This is a genomic window from Candidatus Neomarinimicrobiota bacterium, assembly GCA_036476315.1.
Classification (GTDB): domain Bacteria; phylum Fidelibacterota; class Marinisomatia; order Marinisomatales; family S15-B10; genus JAZGBI01.
The window spans coordinates 1-18,553 of sequence record JAZGBI010000093.1 but is presented as its reverse complement, the minus strand read 5'-3'; the positions used below and the strand labels follow the sequence as shown (position 1 = coordinate 18,553).

The following is an 18,553-nucleotide window of genomic DNA, read 5'->3' as shown; positions in this document are numbered from 1 at the left end:
AGCCATAATCCTGAGCTCAATCTGGGAATAATCAGCGGATAAGAGTTTCCAGTCTTTTCCCTCGGGTTGAAACGCCTTCCTGATCTCTCGCCCCTCTTCAGCACGGATGGGAATATTCTGGAAATTCGGATTGCTGCTGGAAAGGCGACCAGTGGCGGCAATAGTCTGGTTAAATGACGAATGAACCCTGCCGGTTTCCGGATGAATCAGCTTCGGAATGACATCCACATACGTGGATTTCAATTTCTGAAACTTGCGGTACTCGAGAACGCTCCCGGGTAATGGATGGCGATTCTTCAATGTTTCCAGCACACTCACATTGGTGGACCGCTTTCTTATCTCCGGCAGGTTCAGTTCGTCAAAAAGAATTACCGCAAGCTGCTGCGGTGAGTTTAGATTGAATTCCGTGCCTGCTACGGCAAAGATTTCCCGTGAAAAAGCATCCAGTTTCTTTTCCATCCACCTGGACATCTGGGACATGAGGTCGGTGTCCACGTAAACACCGTTTCGCTCCATCTGTACGAGAACGGGGATCAGAGGAACTTCAACTCTGTCGAAGAAATCAAGCAACCCGGCGCCTCTCAATTCCTCTTTCAAAATGGGCATAAGCTGATAGACGACATCGGCATCTTCAGCAGCATAGTGTGTCACCTTATCAAGGGGTACTTCCGCCATGGAAATCTGGCCCTTTCCGGTTCCTATGAGCTCGGTGATGGGCTGGGATCGGTAGTTCAAATACTGCTGCGTGAGATAGTCGAGCTTATATGATCGGGCGTCAGGCTTGAGGAGGTGAGCGGCAATCATCGTATCGAAAATGACTCCCTGGACGTCTATCCCGTGATTCTTCAGGATAAGCATATCGTATTTGATATTCTGACCGCACTTTGCGAGTGTACTGTCTTCCAAAATTGGTCTTAACGCAGCCAGGACCGTCTTCAGATCACCCCCCGATTCCGAAAACAGGGAGGCCTCTTTCCCCTGGAACTGAATGGGAACGTACCATCCCCGGTCCTCTGCCAAAGAAAAACTGAGGCCCACGATTTCAGCCAGCATGGGCTCGGTACTTGTAGATTCTATGTCCAGCGAAATCACATCCCCTGATTTCAGAACCCCAATCATTTGCGACAATTCCCCTTCTGAATTCACGCATTCATACCGTTTGTCTACCCGGCCGGATTTGACGTCAAGACCTTCGTTCTTTCTGAAAGTATCGAGCTGATCCTTAATCCGGTAGAATTCAAGATCGCTGAAAATCTCATCCATGGAATCGAAATCGAACGGTTTCCGTCTTAATTCCTGCACGGACACCGTGAGGGAGAGATCTGTCTTTAAGGTGACAAGCTCCTTAGACAGTTGTGCATTATCCATATCTCTCAACAATCCCTCTCTCACACGTTTATTTTCAACTTCTTCAGCGTGCTGGATCACCTGGTCCAAGCTTTCGTACTTTTTCAGCAGGTTGACACCCGATTTCAGTCCCACGCCTTTGACACCCGGCACATTATCGGACGTATCCCCCATGAGGCCAAGAAGATCGACCATTTGACCCGGGTGAACACCCCACTTTTCCATGACTTCGTCTTTCCCGAATACCATATCCGAATCGCTTTGCTTACCGGGAGCGAGAACGAATACGCTGTCGTCCACGAGCTGCATGAAATCCTTGTCCCCGCTCACGATGTAGACCTCCATGCCTGCATCTTTAGCCTGAACGGCCAGGGTTCCAATCACGTCGTCTGCCTCGTATCCCTCCATCTGCAGCCGGGGAATGTTCATGGCATCCGTGAGTTTCCAGAGGTCGTCAAGCTGGACCCGGAGTTCGTCAGGCATTTTTTCTCTTGTCGCCTTATATTCGGGGTATATCTCGTGGCGGAACGTCTTCTCCTTTCCATCAAAAACAGCAGCGAGATAATCAGGATCCTCGTTTCGGAGGAGCTTGAAGACGGAATTTACAAAGCCAAACAGGGCACTGGTGTGGCGTCCGTCGGAGGTCATAAGTGGATTGCGAATCATGGCGAAATACGCCCGGTACACCATGGCATATCCGTCAATGAGAAAGAGACGTTTCTTAGGGGGGGAATCCACGAAGTAAATTAACGGATTCCCCGGCCTTTGTTCAATCAGAAAAAACTTGGCAGCTTAAACCTGTCGGGTAACCTATCGGGCTGAAGGCGCGGACCGTGGAGGGAAAATGACAGACAAATCTCAAATCACAGATTCCAAATGACAAACAAATTCCAAATAACAAGTTCCAATGACCAAACTGTTGAAGGTTTTGCCTGTCTTATGAATAGCATCTTTCACATGTTTAGAATTTGGTGCTTGGTGCTTGTTACCTAGTTGTTGTTTTGTGCTTGGAATTTGTGATTGGGGAGACTAGAACTGGAGGGTGATGGTGGCGTAATAGTTCCGGGTAGCTCCCGGCCAATAGAATGCCCAGAATCCATCCCACTCATAGCCATATCCGTAGGTAGAATAGAGGGTGTCAAACAGGTTATTGACCTTTAACCCAAAGACAGCAGGACCGAGCTGGTAATTCACAGCAAGATTAACAACGGTGAACGGATCGATGGCGCCTTCTTCTGTATTGACATCGTCAACATATTGTTTGCCCACATGACGGAGATCGATATACAGTGTGGCATGATCAGTGGGCCTAAATTGAATAGCTGCGTTGAGCAATCGAATCGGCACATTGGGAAGGAGATTACCCTCGCGCTCCGGTCCCACGAAAGTGTTCTGAGAAACCGTCGCGTTCGCGCTCAGACGTAGAAAAGGACTGAATTGGTAGCTAATCTCCGCCTCTATTCCCTGGTGAACTGTGGAATCCGTCGAATAGTAATCGTACTCACCCTCCTGTTCAACATCTATGTTCTTCAACTGCTCGTTATTGTAGACAATCCGGTAAAGGTTGAGATTCCCGGCAAGCCTGTTTGACCTGTAGTGTGTCCCCAGTTCAAAGTTGTTGACCACTTCTGCCGCCGCCATCACGGGCTCGCTCCAAACATCGTCCGCATTGATTATCTGATCATCCGTCGGTTCTTTTTGGGCCTTCCCGTAATTGCCGAATAAACTGAGACTCTCTGTTAACCCGTATACAAATCCAAACCGTGGATTAAGAAAATCCCATGGGGCCGAGATCTGATGACCGGCGGCATGGCCGATCTTTTCTTGATCCAGTTTCCATCGGTGAGTTTGATACTGAATGTCGCCTATCACTCTTAGCCCATTTCCAAATGAATAGACTAGGTGGGCAAACGTGCTGATACTTCTCTTGGTGCCAAAATATTCATAGTATTTGTACCATTCGTCCCCAAATTTCGCCTCTAACGTGGAATCAGAAAAACTCGCGGCTTCACCAAAGTGGTCTCCTCGGTAGAAGCGAATTTCTCCTCCCAGATCAAAGCGGATTCCGCCTCGTTTCCATGTCCATCTGGGAACAATTCCGTAATAGTGATTCACGATCCATTTCCTTCGCAAAAGGTCCGTAAACAACTCATCTTGCTCGACACAGTCGGGATAAGCATCATCCACATCCAGATTGTAGGAATAGAAATCGCTCCCGGTCTTAAAGACCTCATAATAGCCCGATCCACTCACAAAATAGGCGACATTGTGAACGTATGACTCACCACTTATCCGGTAGATTGAATTGAGCGAATATACCTGCTGCAAGAAATCATCGGTATAAGACTTGTACCCTTCACGACGCTTTTTGCGGTCATTAATGTCCGAGGCGGCGACGCCATCCCAAAGGAGGTCTGTGTTCTCATAGCCTATGGAAGCTCTCAGCTGATGGGTCATCTTTGAGCTTCGATGTTCCAGACCGAGAAAAATTCCACGCTGCAGACTCTCGTGAAACTCACGATAGCCGTCGGAATGGATCTGGGAGGCACGAATGGATAGACTCAGGCTCTCCCCCGGCGATTTACCCGAGTTGAATTTAAGGCGGTATTTGCTGGTATTGTATGACCCTGTCAACACAGAAGCGCTCAGCTCTTGTTCATCGCCTCCAATGTCTGTAATGAGATTAATGGATCCGCCAAAGGCGGCCGAACCGTAGAGGCTGTTTCCGATTCCCCGCTGAATCTGAACATCCTTTGCATTGGACAGGATATCTCCGTGGTCCACCCAATAGACCTGATGACTCTCATTGTCGTTCAATGGGACGTTATCAAGCATCACTGAAATCCGGCTTTGATCGAAACCGCGAATTGAAACGTAGGAATAGCCTGTGCCATTTCCACTTTCGCTATAGGCATACACGCCCGGTTCAGATGCTAAGACCATGGGAATATCTTCCACGAAGTAGTGCTGTTCGATCTCGCTCGGTGTAAGGGTGGAAAAGGCTACGGGCGTGACGCCCGGTAGCGCACGATTAGCCAGCACAATCACCTCTTCCCCTTTGAGGACAGTAGGCGCCAGCCGAACGGTAACGAACTTCTGATCCGAAGCTAAGGTGGCTGACTCATAGCCTATCATCGAAACGGTAATGGAACTCCCCTGTGGGATGGCCAGGGTAAAAAGACCATACCTGTCTGTGGAAGTCCCCGCGTCCCCGCTGACCACGCTGGCCCCTTGGAGGGGTCTTTCAGTCGTGGAATCGAGAACACGCCCCGAGAGGGTGGAAAGATCTTGCGCGATCGCGACTGAGAAGAAGAGGACAAAAATAAGAATCCCCTTCGGGTTGAAGAGGAATCGCTTTGGGTTGTTCATAATTACCTCCCTACGCTGGAATTACCCAGATCAGGTTCAGAGGGTTTCTTCTCAGCCGCCCCAATCTACGTCGGGACAGCACCCCCATATTAGTTAAAGTTACGCACCATTTCTCTTTCCAGCAACGTCACGGAAAGATAATATCACACGCATTCACACAACAGTTTGTGGTTTCGTTATAGTCAATTTGCTGAAAGCTTTTCAATGACAACACGATTTGACCTGTATGGGAGTCCGCGACCGCATCCCCATCCGGCAGCCAAATCGGTGAAAAGGAGAGAATTGGAGAATGAGATAGAGTCTATCTCCCCAGGTTTCTTGTTCTTTTTGTCCCCGAAGGGTCGGGATCTTCGACTTGATACAAAAAGAACGAAAAAAATCAAGGCTGGATTCCTTCGGGCTGAACCGTCGTTGTTTTCCTGGAAAGAAACCAAACTCATCCCGCCTATAATTGTGCCATATGACGATATCACGGCGGGACTCAGACAAGGATTCTTTCTTAGCGGAAACCTCCTCCTGTTCTCTTTCGCCCAAAGGAATCAGGCCCGGTAAGAGATTTGCAAAATCAATACCGTCCTTGGGCCCTGCAGAGAGTCAAGGACTCTTCGAACAGGACTCTCTGTATAGCCGCGCCAGCTTGGATAGTTCTAATGCGACACTCAAGAACTTAGAATGGCCTTAAAATCGTCCCGCCGGAATTTGTGGAGGCGGAGGCGCGGATCATCTCAAGATCCTTCGGAGAATCCATGAGTGTCTGACCCCGATAACAATCGGGGGAGTTTCATGGATTCCCGTGGCTCCAGCCGACACGGGCGGGAGGATTTTTCAGCCGGAGTTCTCCACAGGATCTTGAGATTTTGCAGTACTTTTCTTGCGACCAAGAAAAGTACGAGACAGAGCCACGGTCTAGATAATCCCACAACAAAAACGGGGGGCGACGGGAAGTGCAAGAAATCGAAGTTCATGGCGCAGAATTCGGATTGGACGATCGACACAAGGTTTTCCACACGTCTCGCCCACGATTCTTCCCTTGCTTCCAGTGTTAGCTGGCTCTATTTTCCGCTCAAATTCCGTTGACCAAACCCGTGCCAAACCAGTCCAAGTCACTCCCAGAAATTACCATCAAAGCCCTGATTCTGGGTGTTGTGCTTTCCGTCATCCTGGCCGGTGCAAATGCCTACCTCGGACTTTTCGCGGGGATGACCGTTTCCGCTTCCATCCCGGCGGCGGTTATGTCCATGGGTATATTGCGTCTTTTCCGCCGGTCGAATATTCTCGAAAACAACATCGTACAGACGGCGGCCTCTGCCGGTGAATCCCTGGCTGCAGGTGTCATTTTTACTATCCCCGCTCTCATCGTGATGCATTACTGGACGAATTTCAACTACTGGCAAACCACCGTCATCGCCGGGTTGGGCGGAGTCATTGGCGTCCTCTTTACCATACCTATCAGAAGAGCTCTGATCGTGGAAGAAAAACTCAAGTTTCCCGAAGGAGTAGCAACGGCGGAGATCCTCAGAACGGGTGAAAAAGGAGGTTCTGGAATCAGGGATATTGCTCAGGCAGGTATCCTTGGGGCCGTTTTCAAGTTCGGCGAAACGGGACTGAGAGTCTGGGAAGGCGTTGTTGAGGTTGGCGCCAAAGTTGGTTCATCCATAGCGTATTTCGGATCGAATCTGTCCCCGGCGCTCATCTCCGTGGGATACATTGTGGGCATCAATATAGCGGCACTGATTTTCATCGGCGGCGCCCTAAACTGGCTCGTGGCGATACCCATCTACGCCGCCACACATCCGTGGCCCGCGGGAGAGGATGCCGTGTCGTGGGCAAATGAAATCTGGTCAACTAAGACACGCTTTCTCGGCGTGGGTGCCATGGTTATCGGGGGATTCTGGGCTCTCATCCATCTCCGTTCATCAATCCTTACGGGAATTAGATCAAGTTTCGACACTTACAAAAAAGGTACTTCCGGCGGGTTTCAGGAGATCCCCAGAACAGAACGGGATATCCCCGTGAAATGGGTAGGAATTGCATTAATCGTGTCAATCCTCCCCATTTTCCTCGTGTATGTCCACGTGATCCAGAGCCCGGCTCCCTCCATCATCATGGCAGTCGTTATGCTTGTTGCCGGTTTTCTCTTCTCGGCGGTGGCAGCGTACATGGCGGGATTGGTGGGCAGTTCAAACAATCCCATTTCGGGCGTCACTATTGCCACGATCCTTTTCTCCTCACTTCTCTTGTTGGCCTTCCTCGGAACGGGCAGTGTTGTGGGACCGGCTGCGGCCATATTTGTGGGAGCAGTTGTCGCATGTGCCGCAGCCATTGGTGGCGATAATCTTCAGGACTTGAAAGCCGGCTATATTCTGGGGGCAACGCCATGGAAGCAACAGATCATGCAGATACTTGGAGTGGTCTCGGCCGCTCTCGTCCTGGCGCCCGTGTTAATGCTTATCGAAAAGGCCTACGGAATCGGCGTCCCGTCAGCCGAGCATCCCAATCCCCTGGCAGCTCCTCAAGCGACGCTCATGGCCTCCGTTGCCCAGGGTGTGTTCAACCGGGACCTTCCCTGGGCCATGATCGTCACGGGCATGCTCGTCGCCGTCCTGATAATCAGCCTGGACAGATTTCAGGAGAGAAGGGGAGCTTCATTTCGACTGCCGGTCCTCGCAGTGGCGGTGGGCGTCTATCTACCTTTCGAACTCTCGGTCCCTATCTTCGCGGGCGGAATCATTGCGTGGACAGTAAAAAGAGTGCGGCGTGGTAGGATTAAGACCGAAGGAAACCGGGGTCTCCTTTTTGCCTCTGGATTGATCACCGGCGAAGCCCTCGTCGGCATCTTGATGGCCATTCCCATCGTTATCGCGGGTGACGCAGATGTCCTGGCCGTCATCGAGGAACCGCTGGGAACGTGGCCGGGTATTGTGCTGCTCCTTGGCGTCATATTCCTGCTGTTTAACGTGGCTCGCAAAGATGCGAAAACCACCTGAGATAACTCTCGACGTTCTCCGGCATCTTCCGAAAGTGGAACTCCACTGCCACCTCGACGGATCCCTTAGGGTTTCATCGATGATCGATCAGGCCGAGAAGGACAAGATCAGTCTCCCCACCACCGACCCGGAAGAACTACATAAGATACTCTCCATGGGTAAAAAACGAGTTTCGCTCGAAGAGTATATCGACCGCTTCGAATTCACGTTGAGAACACTCCAGACTTACGAAAGTCTTGTCAGAGCAGCCTATGAACTGGCGGAGGATGCGGCAAGTGAAAACGTCCGGTATATTGAGATTCGCTATTCTCCCATTCTCCACACCAGGCACGGAATGACACCCCAGGAGTCCGTGGAGGCAGTAAGGGAAGGTCTCCGCCGGGCCGAAAAAGACTTCAATATTCGGTGCGGTATTATCATATGCGGTATGAGGAATATCAATCCCGAGGTTTCCCTGAAACTTGCCGACCTCGCCGTCCAGTTCAAAAACAAGGGGGTGGTGGGATTCGATCTCGCGGGAGTTGAAGAGAACTTTCCCGCGAAGCATCACCGCGAAGCATTTTATATGATCCTGAACAGCAATATCAATGCCACCATTCACGCCGGAGAGGCATTCGGTCCCGAATCCATCCACCAAGCTATTCACTACTGCGGGGCTCACAGAATTGGACATGGGACCAGGTTGAAGGAAGATCCCGATCTCATGCAATACGTGAACGATCACAGGATTACGCTGGAAGTCTGCTTAACGAGCAACTACCATACAAGAAGCGTTCGAAGTCTGAAGCACCATCCAGCGAGGATCTATTACAACCGTGGATTGAGAGTTACCCTGAATACAGACAGCCGCTTGATCTCGAACACCACCCTTTCAGAAGAACTCATGCTTGCCCATACTCTGTTTGGCTTCAATTTGTACGATTTTCGTGAGGTGACCATAATCGCCATGAAAAGCGCCTTCCTCCATCATAAGGAGCGGAAGGAAATGATAAAAGCCATTGCAGAGGAGTTGGAGGGAGATTTCGGACTGGTCCCTCAATATTTCCCCAGGGAGTCTGCCACCAAAAAGCGGGCTAATCCCGGATAACCGCTATCTTGGCAACGTGAGTTTGACCCGTCTCTGAGTATATGGCCACAAGGTAGACCCCGGTACCCACATACACACCATCCCCGGACCGCCCGTCCCAGAACGCCTGATATCCATGAAGGGAGGGGGAAGTTGACGGGATCTCCAGGAGTACACGTCCCGAAAGCATCATGATCTTGAGAGAGGAATTGTCCATAAGGCCGTCAATTACCATTGGACGGGTGCTCGGGATTCTGAATGGACTCGGGAAAATGGTCACGTCGTCAAAAGTCCGTTTCTCACGAGCGAAAGGGATACGGAGACTGTTTATGCCCTTCGACGTAGCGATGTAGGCAATCCCATTCATGTTGTCAAAGGCGATGGCCGTAACTTCGTCGGAGAGCAGATAGCTGTCTCTGTGACGAAATCCTGTCCAGTCGGGCCATGGGGTGGAATTGGCCAGGAGCACATAAACGCCGGCCGTGACCGAAGAAACCCATACATTATTGCGCCCATCCATAACGACCTTTGAGCCCTCACCAAAGGGAACACCGGAAAAGTACGTAAAGAAATACGGGGTGACTCCGGAGTAGTCCGAATTGAATGTGAGACGTTGAAGACCCTGGGCACTGAGGGACCACGCCACGTGGGGTTCCTGTGAGACCACCGACCATACCGTGTTGTTTGAAAGACCATCTTTGGTGGAGAAACTCACCCAGGACACGGGAATCGAATCGCTCCCGTCCGGTATCCCATCTCCATCGTCGTCATCGTCCATGTCATTTGGAACCCCGTCATCGTCTGCATCCTCATCCAGCGCGTCGGGTAGACCGTCTTCATCGGAGTCCTGGTCCAGTTTGAGGACGAAGAATCCGTCATCCTTGCTGCTCCCTATTAGCACGATGCCGGACTCGGAAACCGCAACGTCGGTGGGATTCTCCAGTTTCTGGGGAATCCCGCCAGACCCCAGTTGTGGAATGTGAAACCAGCCACCCTCCGGTGTCAAAACGGTGATTTTCTTATCAGGATCAGCGGCACCAAAGTTCGATATCCAGAGATTCCCGATCCCGTCATGAAGGAGTCCCCGGACGTTCATGTATCCTTTATCATTAAAAGGATCAATATGCTCATCCGTGCTGTCATGAACAGCGATCTGTCGAGGGTCAGCAAGGTTGATCTCCACCACACCACCACCGATGGGATCTCCAAATTCATTCGTATCCGGGATCACGCCTTGAATTGACATGAAAATCCTGTCACCATCTTCAAGGAGGGACCAGACGCGACTACTCTTGTACTGAACGGTGTCCGCCACGAATCGTGAGTATTCCTCCGGGTCGTGATCACGGACAGCCCACCGGGTTCTTGAGGGTACCAGATTGTGCCACCCATATTCCGTCAATACGGAGACGCCTTCCTTTCCTGCCGCTACCAGACTGCCGTCTTCCTGAACAGCCAGAGCAGTATAGACATTGCTGACAGGTGTGTTTGGCACGTGCCAATCAAACGCCTCCTCGTCGACGCTCCAGATGCCTATGCCCCGGTCACTGGAAACCAACAGGTTACCGTCACTCAATGGTTCAAGACGATGACCCTCTGCTTTCGTCCGCCACCATGACCCATCTATGGTTCCATTCTCAGTGAACCGGACCACCCTCCATCTCTGCAGACCGTACAAGGTTGCATCTTCGGACCTTGCCACATCGAGGAGCGTCGTTTCGCCAGAGAAGCGGTCACTCAACTGCTCCAATGTGTCGGTGAAGCTCCAGATTTCTCCGTTAGCGACAATCAGCAATTCCTCCCCATTTTTCCGGAGTCGCGTAACAGGGGAAAGGGGAAATTCTGACAGAATCTCCCAGTTCTGGGGATAATTGAGAATAAGATCTCTATAGTTGCCCACGAAGAGACCCTTGTCTGTGGCAGCGAAGAGAGAATCTCCTCTGATGGCGAGGTCTGAGATATATTCGAGACTTTCCTCCGAAGGATCATAAGTCTGGCGGTAAATGAACTCCCCTTCGCTCCAGATGAACTCGAGTATTCCCCACTCCAGATTCTTAGAATATGATACAAAGACAGCGGAATCCGAGGCTGCGATATCAGCGACTGATGAAAGGTCGAAATTGAACGTCTTGACAGTCTGTTTCTTTTCTACATCGTATATCTGGACGACACCTCTCGGCGAGGAGCTGCCCACCCAAAGGTGACCGTTTCTGTCCAGCTCCAGGGCGAAGAGATCGGTTTCCTCCAGACCATCAACGTTGGTTAGAGTCTCGAATGATTCTGTGGCGGAATCGAAAACCAGAATGCCTCCCGATGTTGCACAGACGATCTTCCGGTCGATCTCCACGGCCCGTCTGGTATCCAGGAACGAGGTGAAGGAGTCCCACTCCCCCACCCGGCTCTGACCCGGCAGGGTTGTCCAGACAAGAAGCCAACACCAGATACCGCGGGTCAGCCAATTCTTCACGACTATGATATGGTGACTGGGATCGGTATGAAACAGGAGATGAGGATCATCAGGCAGATGAGTCCAATCAGATTCTCCCGTCTTGTAACGGGAGAGCCCATGTCAAAGATTGGGGGATGTTTCCAACTCCTCATGAGAACAAGGACCAGTACGGCCCAAACCCACCAGTGGGCGGAAATGAATCCCAGGGGAATCAGGAGTAAAAACACCCATTTGGCCCAGCGGTTATGTTTTTCCCCAAGAAGGGCATAGGCGATATGTCCACCGTCCAGTTGACCGATGGGGAGCAGATTGAGCATTGTCACCAGAAATCCTATCCACCCGGCGAAGATGAACGGAAAATGATATATTTCGTCCATAGGAACTTCGACCCGGTAGATCGCTCCCAGGGCCTTGAAAAGAACCGACGTACCCATCGAAAGTTGAACGACGGTACTTTCGTTTGCCTCTATCCCCGCGACGTTGTGGGCCGATGCGACATGAGCCAGAACCGCCTGCTGGTCGGGGATGAGACTGTACCCGATCAGGATTGCGGCAAAGCTTACCACAAACCCGGCGATGGGACCAGCTGCCCCGATTTCCAGAAGTGCCTTCCTACTCCGGATAGGGCTCTTGATTCGAATGAACGCGCCGAAAGTGCCGATAAGCAGGATAAAAGGAGGAGCAGGGATAAAATAAGGGAGCGTTGCATCCACCCTGTTTTTTCTCGCATAGTAGTAGTGCCCGAACTCGTGGGACCCGAGGATCAGTAACAAGACAATTGAATAGGGAATACCTTTCACAAGATCACTCAGGTGGGCAAGGGGGTTACCACCTTGGAGAATTGACCCTGCGAGGAGGGTCGTGACGACCGTGAGCAGAAGAAGGATTATGTTTATTGTAGGAATCACCACCACGGAATCGGAGTCGCGCTTCTGAATGGGACGTTCTGACACCTGCACCCAGACGATTCCATCCTCGTGCCTCACGTCCGCTTCCACATCAAGATCATTCAGGTGGTGGCGGACCTCATTTTCAGTCCTCCCCTCAAGCAGTTTTCCCGCCGCCACCCAGGTTTTTCCAGTTGACCCGATCTTGGTCACACGGAAAAGATGGTCGAAATTCTTGAGGAGTTCGCGAAAATCGGTCTCAGTCATCTTCTGGCCCGGTTTAACGGGTCTCCCACACCCATGTTCCTGCGCAATTCACCAATCTTGACTTAGAGACCGCATCCTGAATAAATTGGTTTTATGATACGATTCATGTTGCTCCACGCTGCCATACTTTCCGTTAGCCTCGGGGGACAGTCGCCATCTCTGTTTGAAACCGACGTTCGCCTTCGAGTGGTCAATGACGACCTTCTTTATGTGGTGGTGCAGATCAACAACAACTCAGGACGAACAGTTGCCGAACTGGAAGGGTTTCTCACCGAACTGGATCCCTCTTCCAGGATTGTTTCGGAAAGAGAACTTGTCCATCTTCATACTTATGAGCCGCCTCTCGGAAATGGTCAGACGGTTGTTCGAGGCGTCACGTACCCTTTCGTCAGAACAAAAGGCTATCGGTATCGCTACCATGTTAGTCGTTTGAAATTCAAGAATGATTCCCGGATTTTCATTTATAGTCCCACAACGGGGCTTATCAGAATCGAGTAAGGGCTTTTCTCCGGTCTATTCTTCCTTTCCCTCGAACTGCTTTTTCTGCTTTTCACGCATCAACTGGTAATAATCGATCCCCTCCATCCGAAGCATGAGATCGTTTATCCATTCTTTTGTTTTGTGGGTGTAGCCATCAATCATTTCCGAGGGTTCTCCTGCAGCGTACAAGTTCACGATAATAATCGCAGATGAAATAGGAATGTATCGGTTCAAAGGATCGGAGTAGAAATTATCCAGTACCCGAACCAGTTCGGACGTCGTGAGATAGTCCACTGTCTCGCGACCAATAACCGAGTCAGCCAGGGAAGAATCGGCTGCCCACGTCTTAAAGAAATCATACAGCCGTCCGTCCATGAGACCGTTCACATACGCAGCTTTCGCCAGATACGTGTACTCCGGATATCCGGCGGTCCGCCGTGACAAGCGGTCCCAATCCTGTCCATCCCAGAAGAGCTTATTCTCCTGTGCCTGGAGGATGGATCCGGCCAAGAACACCAGGCAGAGACTATTCTTGATAATTACTCCTGACACACCGTCGTTTTTCCCGTAAGATAACACTGCCCTCATCAACGTCAAAGCGAATCGAACTAATGTGAAGCATATAGAGATCCGTGGTCTTATCATTGCGGTTTCTTCGTGGGTGTCAATTTGTCCACCAAACACGCAGTTTTCTCCTGTCGTTTTCATTAGAAGAAATCGGCCTAAAAAGCGTTCCGCCAGTATTCGTTGAGGCCGCGGCGCGGATCATCTCAAGATCCTTCGGAGAATCCATGACTGTTTGATTCCGCCTGGGCGGGAGAGTTTCATGGATTCCCGCGACGACCGCCGAAACGGTCGGGACGATTTTTCAGCCGGAGTTCTCCACAGGATCTTGAGATTTTGCAGTACTTTTCTTGCGACCAAGAAAAGTACGAGACAGAGCCACGGTCTAGATAACCCCACCATGACAATGTGTGTGGAGTGCAAGGAATGGAGGTTCCTAGGGAAGTACTCAGATTGGACAATCGCCACAAGATTTTACGTGCTTCCGAGATAATGTCCAGCACCTCCAACCCTACAATTCCCTCCATTCTTCCGGATAACAGATCTCCTTGAAAAAACACCGAGGACAAACCTTCGTCTCCTCAACCATGGGAAACTTGTCAATACTTGCCCGGTTCTCGGAGACATCCTCCAGCAGTTCCTTCATTTCCCTCATGCTTTCCTTCATGACCTTCTCCGCCTTGCCCACCAACGCTTTATTCAACCTTACACTTACGGGAAGTTGCTTCCTGACGTAGATGTCCAGGAGTCGGAGATTATCCACGCCAGTTCCCCATCTCGAGAATGCGTAGAGGGCATAGACAGAAAGCTGAGTTTCGTCCTCAGACACCTGCCTGCCGGTCTTCCAGTCATACAGGTAGACAAGGCCGCCATGTCTCGCGACGAAATCGAGCTTTACCCATACTTTTGTTCCGTCAAAGTCGAACGCGTCAAGTTTCTCCTTAGTCAACCATTCCGTGGGGGACAGGGTCTTGATAAAAACAAATGCATCCGACAGATAGAATCCTTGTACACTCTCCACCATGGTATCTTTGATTTCAAGGAGTTGCTCCTCCGGCAAGGACTCCTCATAGTAGTGCTCGAACAGATTCGCTTTCCTTTTCGGGCTCGCTTTCCATTCCCCGTTTTTCGACTGTCGCCAGGCCTGTTTGAAAAGCTTGATCACTTCCCTCTCAGCGCTGCGGACCGTTATCTCGTGACGGTTCTTCAAGCCCTCAAGAATAGCACTGATCATATCATGAACGAGACTGCCGGCAAGCATGGGAAGAGTAGTCATATTCTTGAGTTGGAAAAGTTTTCTCGTCTCTTCGTCTGCAGTTTCTTCCCACCCACCCCATGAACCGTAGTAATGGTAGTAATACTGTCTCTTACACGTGTTGAACTTCCGGTGGCGTGAAAATGACCACGAGAAATTGTTTCTAAACTCGATCATTGAAACCTCACAACGTCAAAGTAAATATCACGGAACAAAGTATTCCGAAAGACTGTAATCTGCAAAGAACTATCCAGACTGAGAAAATGTGCCGGCGGATGAATAAGAATTCGTCAGAATTTGTGAGGCCGTCATTCAGGCAGAGACCAGAGAAGTCTGAAGTGATTGGTGAACAGTTCTCCTATCTCGGCTCGCTGATCTCCGTCGAGACCCGTATGCCCCAAGATATACCAGTGATCCATCCGGTACGGTCCCAAGACGTACCATCGACCCGGCTGCAGCCGTGTGCCGGACTCGTATGGCGTAATGGGGTCCGGTCCATTCAGTCCGGTGGTGGGACCGTATTGACTTATCGTGTTCACCACACCATCATTCTCAAACCAGGTGGAATCGGTCAATTGTCCGTTACCCCATTCAATCCTTTCTGATCCGAGAATCCGTCCCTTCCTGCGAAGAAGGAGACTCATATTCTCACGAGGACTATGATGACCTGTGGTCGAATCCAATACGGTACACGTTGTAACTAAGGAAAAATAGTAGACGTTTATGTCTGCGGTCACCACTGTGTTGAGCTGCTGAGCCCCGTCCAGACTCAAATCCCAACCGCTGAAGTTTTTCGTCTCCCAGGCCGGATGGTTTCGCATGCGGCGGTAATAGTCTACCCACGATTCCTCTTCTTCTCGCTCGAAATTCCATTGTTCCAGGTCGAATTCATAGAAATCGGTGTCAACGAGCCCCACGATGCCAATGAGGTACTCCAGGAATGGGATTTTTTCCTTTCTGATGTCCGAAAGTGTCGTGCCGTTATGAGGTGTGGCAATTGTGGAAATGGACCGGATCCAACCTGCGTGGCTCTGGCCCAGGAGGGTGCTTTCCTCTGCAGCCGTTCTGGCTGAATCCTCATAGGATTCTTGGCCAATAAGATACTGCAGCATCCGGGCCGTCTGGCCCCCCATACTGTGACCAATGACGTGTACCGGATGATCGGCATCCCATGAAGGGTACAGCCCCTCGTAGGTTTTCCCATCAGGCTTCTGTATCACTCCCCACTTTTCTGAATGACCTTTACCGTAGTCCACCTGCCCGCCCTTCAGCTGATAATATGTCTCAACGGCCCTTTCCCAGTTTGACGATATGGGACCAATGGAGACGATATACACCTCGTACCCCTGTGATTCCAGATACTTCTCCAGATTAAAAAATCCTCCCCAGTATCTGTACCCTCCCATTTCGTCAGATCCCCATCCCATAAAGCCATGGACGAGCACCACGGGATACGTATTGTCAGCTCTGGCGACAAGAGGTGCCATGAGAAGAAAAGAAGCAATTATGCAGGAATAGAAAAGATTCTTAACGTGAACGATTCTCTTCTTCAATTTCGTTCTTTCTTCCGGCTTTGCCCGAAGGGGCGGCAGATTTACTCTTTGAATATAGCAATTATCGCTCTTGTGATACAATCCGGGGTTCCGCTTCAGGAAGTATGTAGAAATTCGTGGCATAATTATGGTCGATTTGTTCTGAAGACCTGCCCGCCCCACACGGTGGGTGACAGGGGGGAACGGTGAAACGAATCGTCTCACGCCTACACTTTTATCTACAGTTCCTTACGATGAAAATGTCGTTACGGACGGACAAGCTGAAGAAAAGAGGTATACTGCAGGTTTTCTTTCGGCCTAATTCCTCCGGGCGAATGAGAACCGGGGGAGTTTTCCGTTAAGAGAGTAGCCTTGTCTGAGCCCCGATAACAATCGGGGAGAGTTTGGCTGCTTTCAGGAAAACGACGACGGTTCAGCCTGGAGAAATTCAGCCGTGATTTTTTTCGTTCTTTTTGTATCTAGACAAAAAGAACAGGAATCCATCGTCTAGATAATCTAACAGTGAGAACGTGGCCCACAATCGCCACACGATTTCACATGCTTCCTCCAGTTTATGTGATTGAAGAACTGTACGGATTCTGGAGTAACTGCCATTTCCGGCCCTCACCCGCGGGGATACGGTGTGTAAACAGAGAAATATGGAAAAGACGGAACGGCCTTTTGAAGATTCGAGGCAGATTGTGAATACTCTTTTGGGATTTTCACGTTGGTGAGCCTTTCCACCTGCTGATTCCTGCAGGAGAATTGTTTCTTTTCAAAGTTAGCGAATCGGATCATAAATTATGGACAGTGGGGAATAGAGGAACATCATAACGTCGACGAGTCAACTGAATCGAATCTGAGGGAGGATGAAAGACCATGAATGAGCAAATAGCAAAGGGCTCCTGGATTCTCGCAGCACTTTTCGTCCTTGGCGGAGTGTTGGGAAAGTTTGGAATTGACATTGTTGGTGTACAACATGCCACAAACTATTTCCATGTCGCCAACACTGCGCTGCTGTTTGGAATCCTTTTTTCACTGCAGTCGCAGAAGAAAGAGTAACAGCAATGAAAAAGGCCAGCACGTGCTGGCCTCTGTTCCTTAAGTTTGACAAAAGGGCCGACGGTGTCGGTCCCCCGGTGAATACGTTACTTCTCTATCATACCGTTCCCAGCTCGCGAGATTCGATCTCGCAATGACGATCCCGTAAGAAATGACCTGATTCCCATCAACAATAACTTCGGCTGACTTAGAATGAGGTTCGACAGAAGACGCCGCGGCTGGTCGCGGTCGATCGCCCCCAGGAAGTACTTACACTTCTTATCCAGTAGTTCCAGCAAATTCGAATAGTCATTTTCTTTCCAGCGATGAAGGACCCTTCTAACCAGCAAATGCAGGTTCAATTCTCGTCTCAACGCTCGCAATTCGGATGAAGAACTGCCATTCACAATAGCCGAGGCTACAGCACGAGCACCTTTCAAGCCGGTAACAATTCCCCCGACGGTGGAGACCTTTATATGCCCGGCAGCGTCGCCCACCAGGTACACGTTGCCACCGCCCACAGGTCGCCTTACCGGCAGCCAGCCGTTGTAAAAAGGAATCCTGGCCGCCTGGAATTCAAGAGGTTCCAGGTTCTTCTTCTTAAGAAACCGAATCATTCCTTCCCTCATCTTCTGCCCATCTTCACCAATGACCCCCACGGCTGCCGTTGTAGAGGATTCAGGGATTAGCCAGTAGAAGTAGGGAGTGTCTTCTGGTAGAAACCATATTTGACACGTATACGGGGGAATATTCCCAGGCAGCCTTACGATTGCCTGCATCAAGGGTACCGTTAGATTTCGCGGCCAGCCCGCCGATTGTCTGACCCGGCTAAAAGCACCGTCCGCTCCTATTACGCTGGAAGAAGAGACGTATTCCTTCTCCTTCGTTGAGGATTTTTCAAGAACCACGGTCAAATGTCCATTGGTAGATCGGATATCGACAAAGCGTCGGCCGTAGGTTGTTTCGATGCCTAACCGGCTGGCCTCAAGTGCCAGGAGCCGGATAAGCCTGGAACGGTCGATAACGAGATCCGGATTTTCGAGGACAATAGACCCGACTTTGCCATCGGCGAAGAGTTCGAATCGACTGATCTGATTGATGACTGCTCCATCGGAGGTCGGTCCCAGGAGATCTTTTATCTGCTGAGTTACGATGAGGGTCCTGGGGCTGTGATTTAGCGATTCCTGTGCCTCAAATATCTGAACTTTCGCTCCGTTACGAGCAAGCACTTGTCCGGCATAAAATCCGGCAGCGGAACCACCAATAATCGTGACTTCCTTCATTGTTGCTGCTGATAAGCCGAAGTGGT

Annotated in this window: 13 protein-coding genes and 1 riboswitch; of the genes, 5 read left to right on the top strand and 8 right to left on the bottom strand. The window is 50.5% G+C overall.

Annotated features, from left to right (window positions below):
- A partial coding sequence (gene polA, locus V3U24_09300) for a DNA polymerase I (protein MEE9167634.1) occupies window positions 1-2,085 on the bottom strand: 2,085 nt, incomplete at its 3' end.
- 291 nt (window positions 2,086-2,376) lie between these two features.
- Window positions 2,377-4,716 (bottom strand): TonB-dependent receptor, encoded by a 2,340-nt coding sequence (locus tag V3U24_09295; protein ID MEE9167633.1) that lies wholly within the window; start codon window positions 4,714-4,716, stop codon window positions 2,377-2,379.
- A riboswitch (TPP riboswitch) is annotated at window positions 4,706-4,812 on the bottom strand. Its footprint overlaps the gene before it by 11 nt.
- A 654-nt stretch (window positions 4,813-5,466) precedes the next feature.
- Between V3U24_09295 and V3U24_09290 the strand changes: the two genes are divergently transcribed.
- Genes V3U24_09290 through add form a run of 3 tightly spaced genes read left to right on the top strand, consistent with a single transcriptional unit; the run spans window position 5,467 to window position 8,790 of the window.
- Window positions 5,467-5,793: a hypothetical protein gene (locus V3U24_09290; GenBank protein ID MEE9167632.1), complete on the top strand. Its 327-nt coding sequence runs from the start codon at window positions 5,467-5,469 to the stop codon at window positions 5,791-5,793.
- Entirely contained in the window at window positions 5,790-7,703 is a 1,914-nt protein-coding gene (locus V3U24_09285; protein MEE9167631.1) for an oligopeptide transporter, OPT family, read from the top strand. The genes V3U24_09290 and V3U24_09285 overlap by 4 nt, the downstream gene beginning before the upstream one ends.
- Entirely contained in the window at window positions 7,687-8,790 is a 1,104-nt protein-coding gene (add, locus tag V3U24_09280) for an adenosine deaminase (GenBank protein ID MEE9167630.1), read from the top strand. The genes V3U24_09285 and add overlap by 17 nt, the downstream gene beginning before the upstream one ends.
- Here the strand turns inward: add and V3U24_09275 are convergent.
- Window positions 8,777-11,236 carry a hypothetical protein gene (locus V3U24_09275; protein MEE9167629.1) on the bottom strand — a complete coding sequence of 820 codons (2,460 nt, stop codon included), beginning with the start codon at window positions 11,234-11,236 and terminating at the stop codon, window positions 8,777-8,779. The genes add and V3U24_09275 overlap by 14 nt on opposite strands.
- Before the next feature lie 2 nt (window positions 11,237-11,238).
- Window positions 11,239-12,372, bottom strand: a complete 1,134-nt coding sequence (locus V3U24_09270; GenBank protein MEE9167628.1) for a site-2 protease family protein — start codon at window positions 12,370-12,372, stop codon at window positions 11,239-11,241.
- Window positions 12,373-12,477: 105 nt separating this feature from the next.
- Here V3U24_09270 and V3U24_09265 point away from each other — a divergent pair, with 105 nt between their 5' ends.
- Window positions 12,478-12,870 carry a hypothetical protein gene (locus V3U24_09265; GenBank protein ID MEE9167627.1) on the top strand — a complete coding sequence of 131 codons (393 nt, stop codon included), beginning with the start codon at window positions 12,478-12,480 and terminating at the stop codon, window positions 12,868-12,870.
- A 15-nt stretch (window positions 12,871-12,885) separates the two neighbouring features.
- Here the strand turns inward: V3U24_09265 and V3U24_09260 are convergent, their stop codons facing one another.
- From V3U24_09260 to V3U24_09250, 3 genes are all read right to left on the bottom strand, one after another.
- Entirely contained in the window at window positions 12,886-13,404 is a 519-nt protein-coding gene (locus V3U24_09260) for a hypothetical protein (GenBank protein ID MEE9167626.1), read from the bottom strand.
- Window positions 13,405-13,927: 523 nt separating this feature from the next.
- Window positions 13,928-14,848 carry a PD-(D/E)XK nuclease family protein gene (locus V3U24_09255; protein ID MEE9167625.1) on the bottom strand — a complete coding sequence of 307 codons (921 nt, stop codon included), beginning with the start codon at window positions 14,846-14,848 and terminating at the stop codon, window positions 13,928-13,930.
- A 131-nt stretch (window positions 14,849-14,979) separates the two neighbouring features.
- Window positions 14,980-16,428: a lipase gene (locus V3U24_09250; protein MEE9167624.1), complete on the bottom strand. Its 1,449-nt coding sequence runs from the start codon at window positions 16,426-16,428 to the stop codon at window positions 14,980-14,982.
- Window positions 16,429-17,082: 654 nt separating this feature from the next.
- Here V3U24_09250 and V3U24_09245 point away from each other — a divergent pair.
- Entirely contained in the window at window positions 17,083-17,265 is a 183-nt protein-coding gene (locus tag V3U24_09245) for a hypothetical protein (GenBank protein MEE9167623.1), read from the top strand.
- Window positions 17,266-17,351: 86 nt separating this feature from the next.
- On the opposite strand, the gene V3U24_09240 is transcribed toward V3U24_09245, so the two are convergent.
- The coding region (locus V3U24_09240) for an NAD(P)/FAD-dependent oxidoreductase (protein MEE9167622.1) at window positions 17,352-18,553 on the bottom strand (1,202 nt) is incomplete at its 5' end.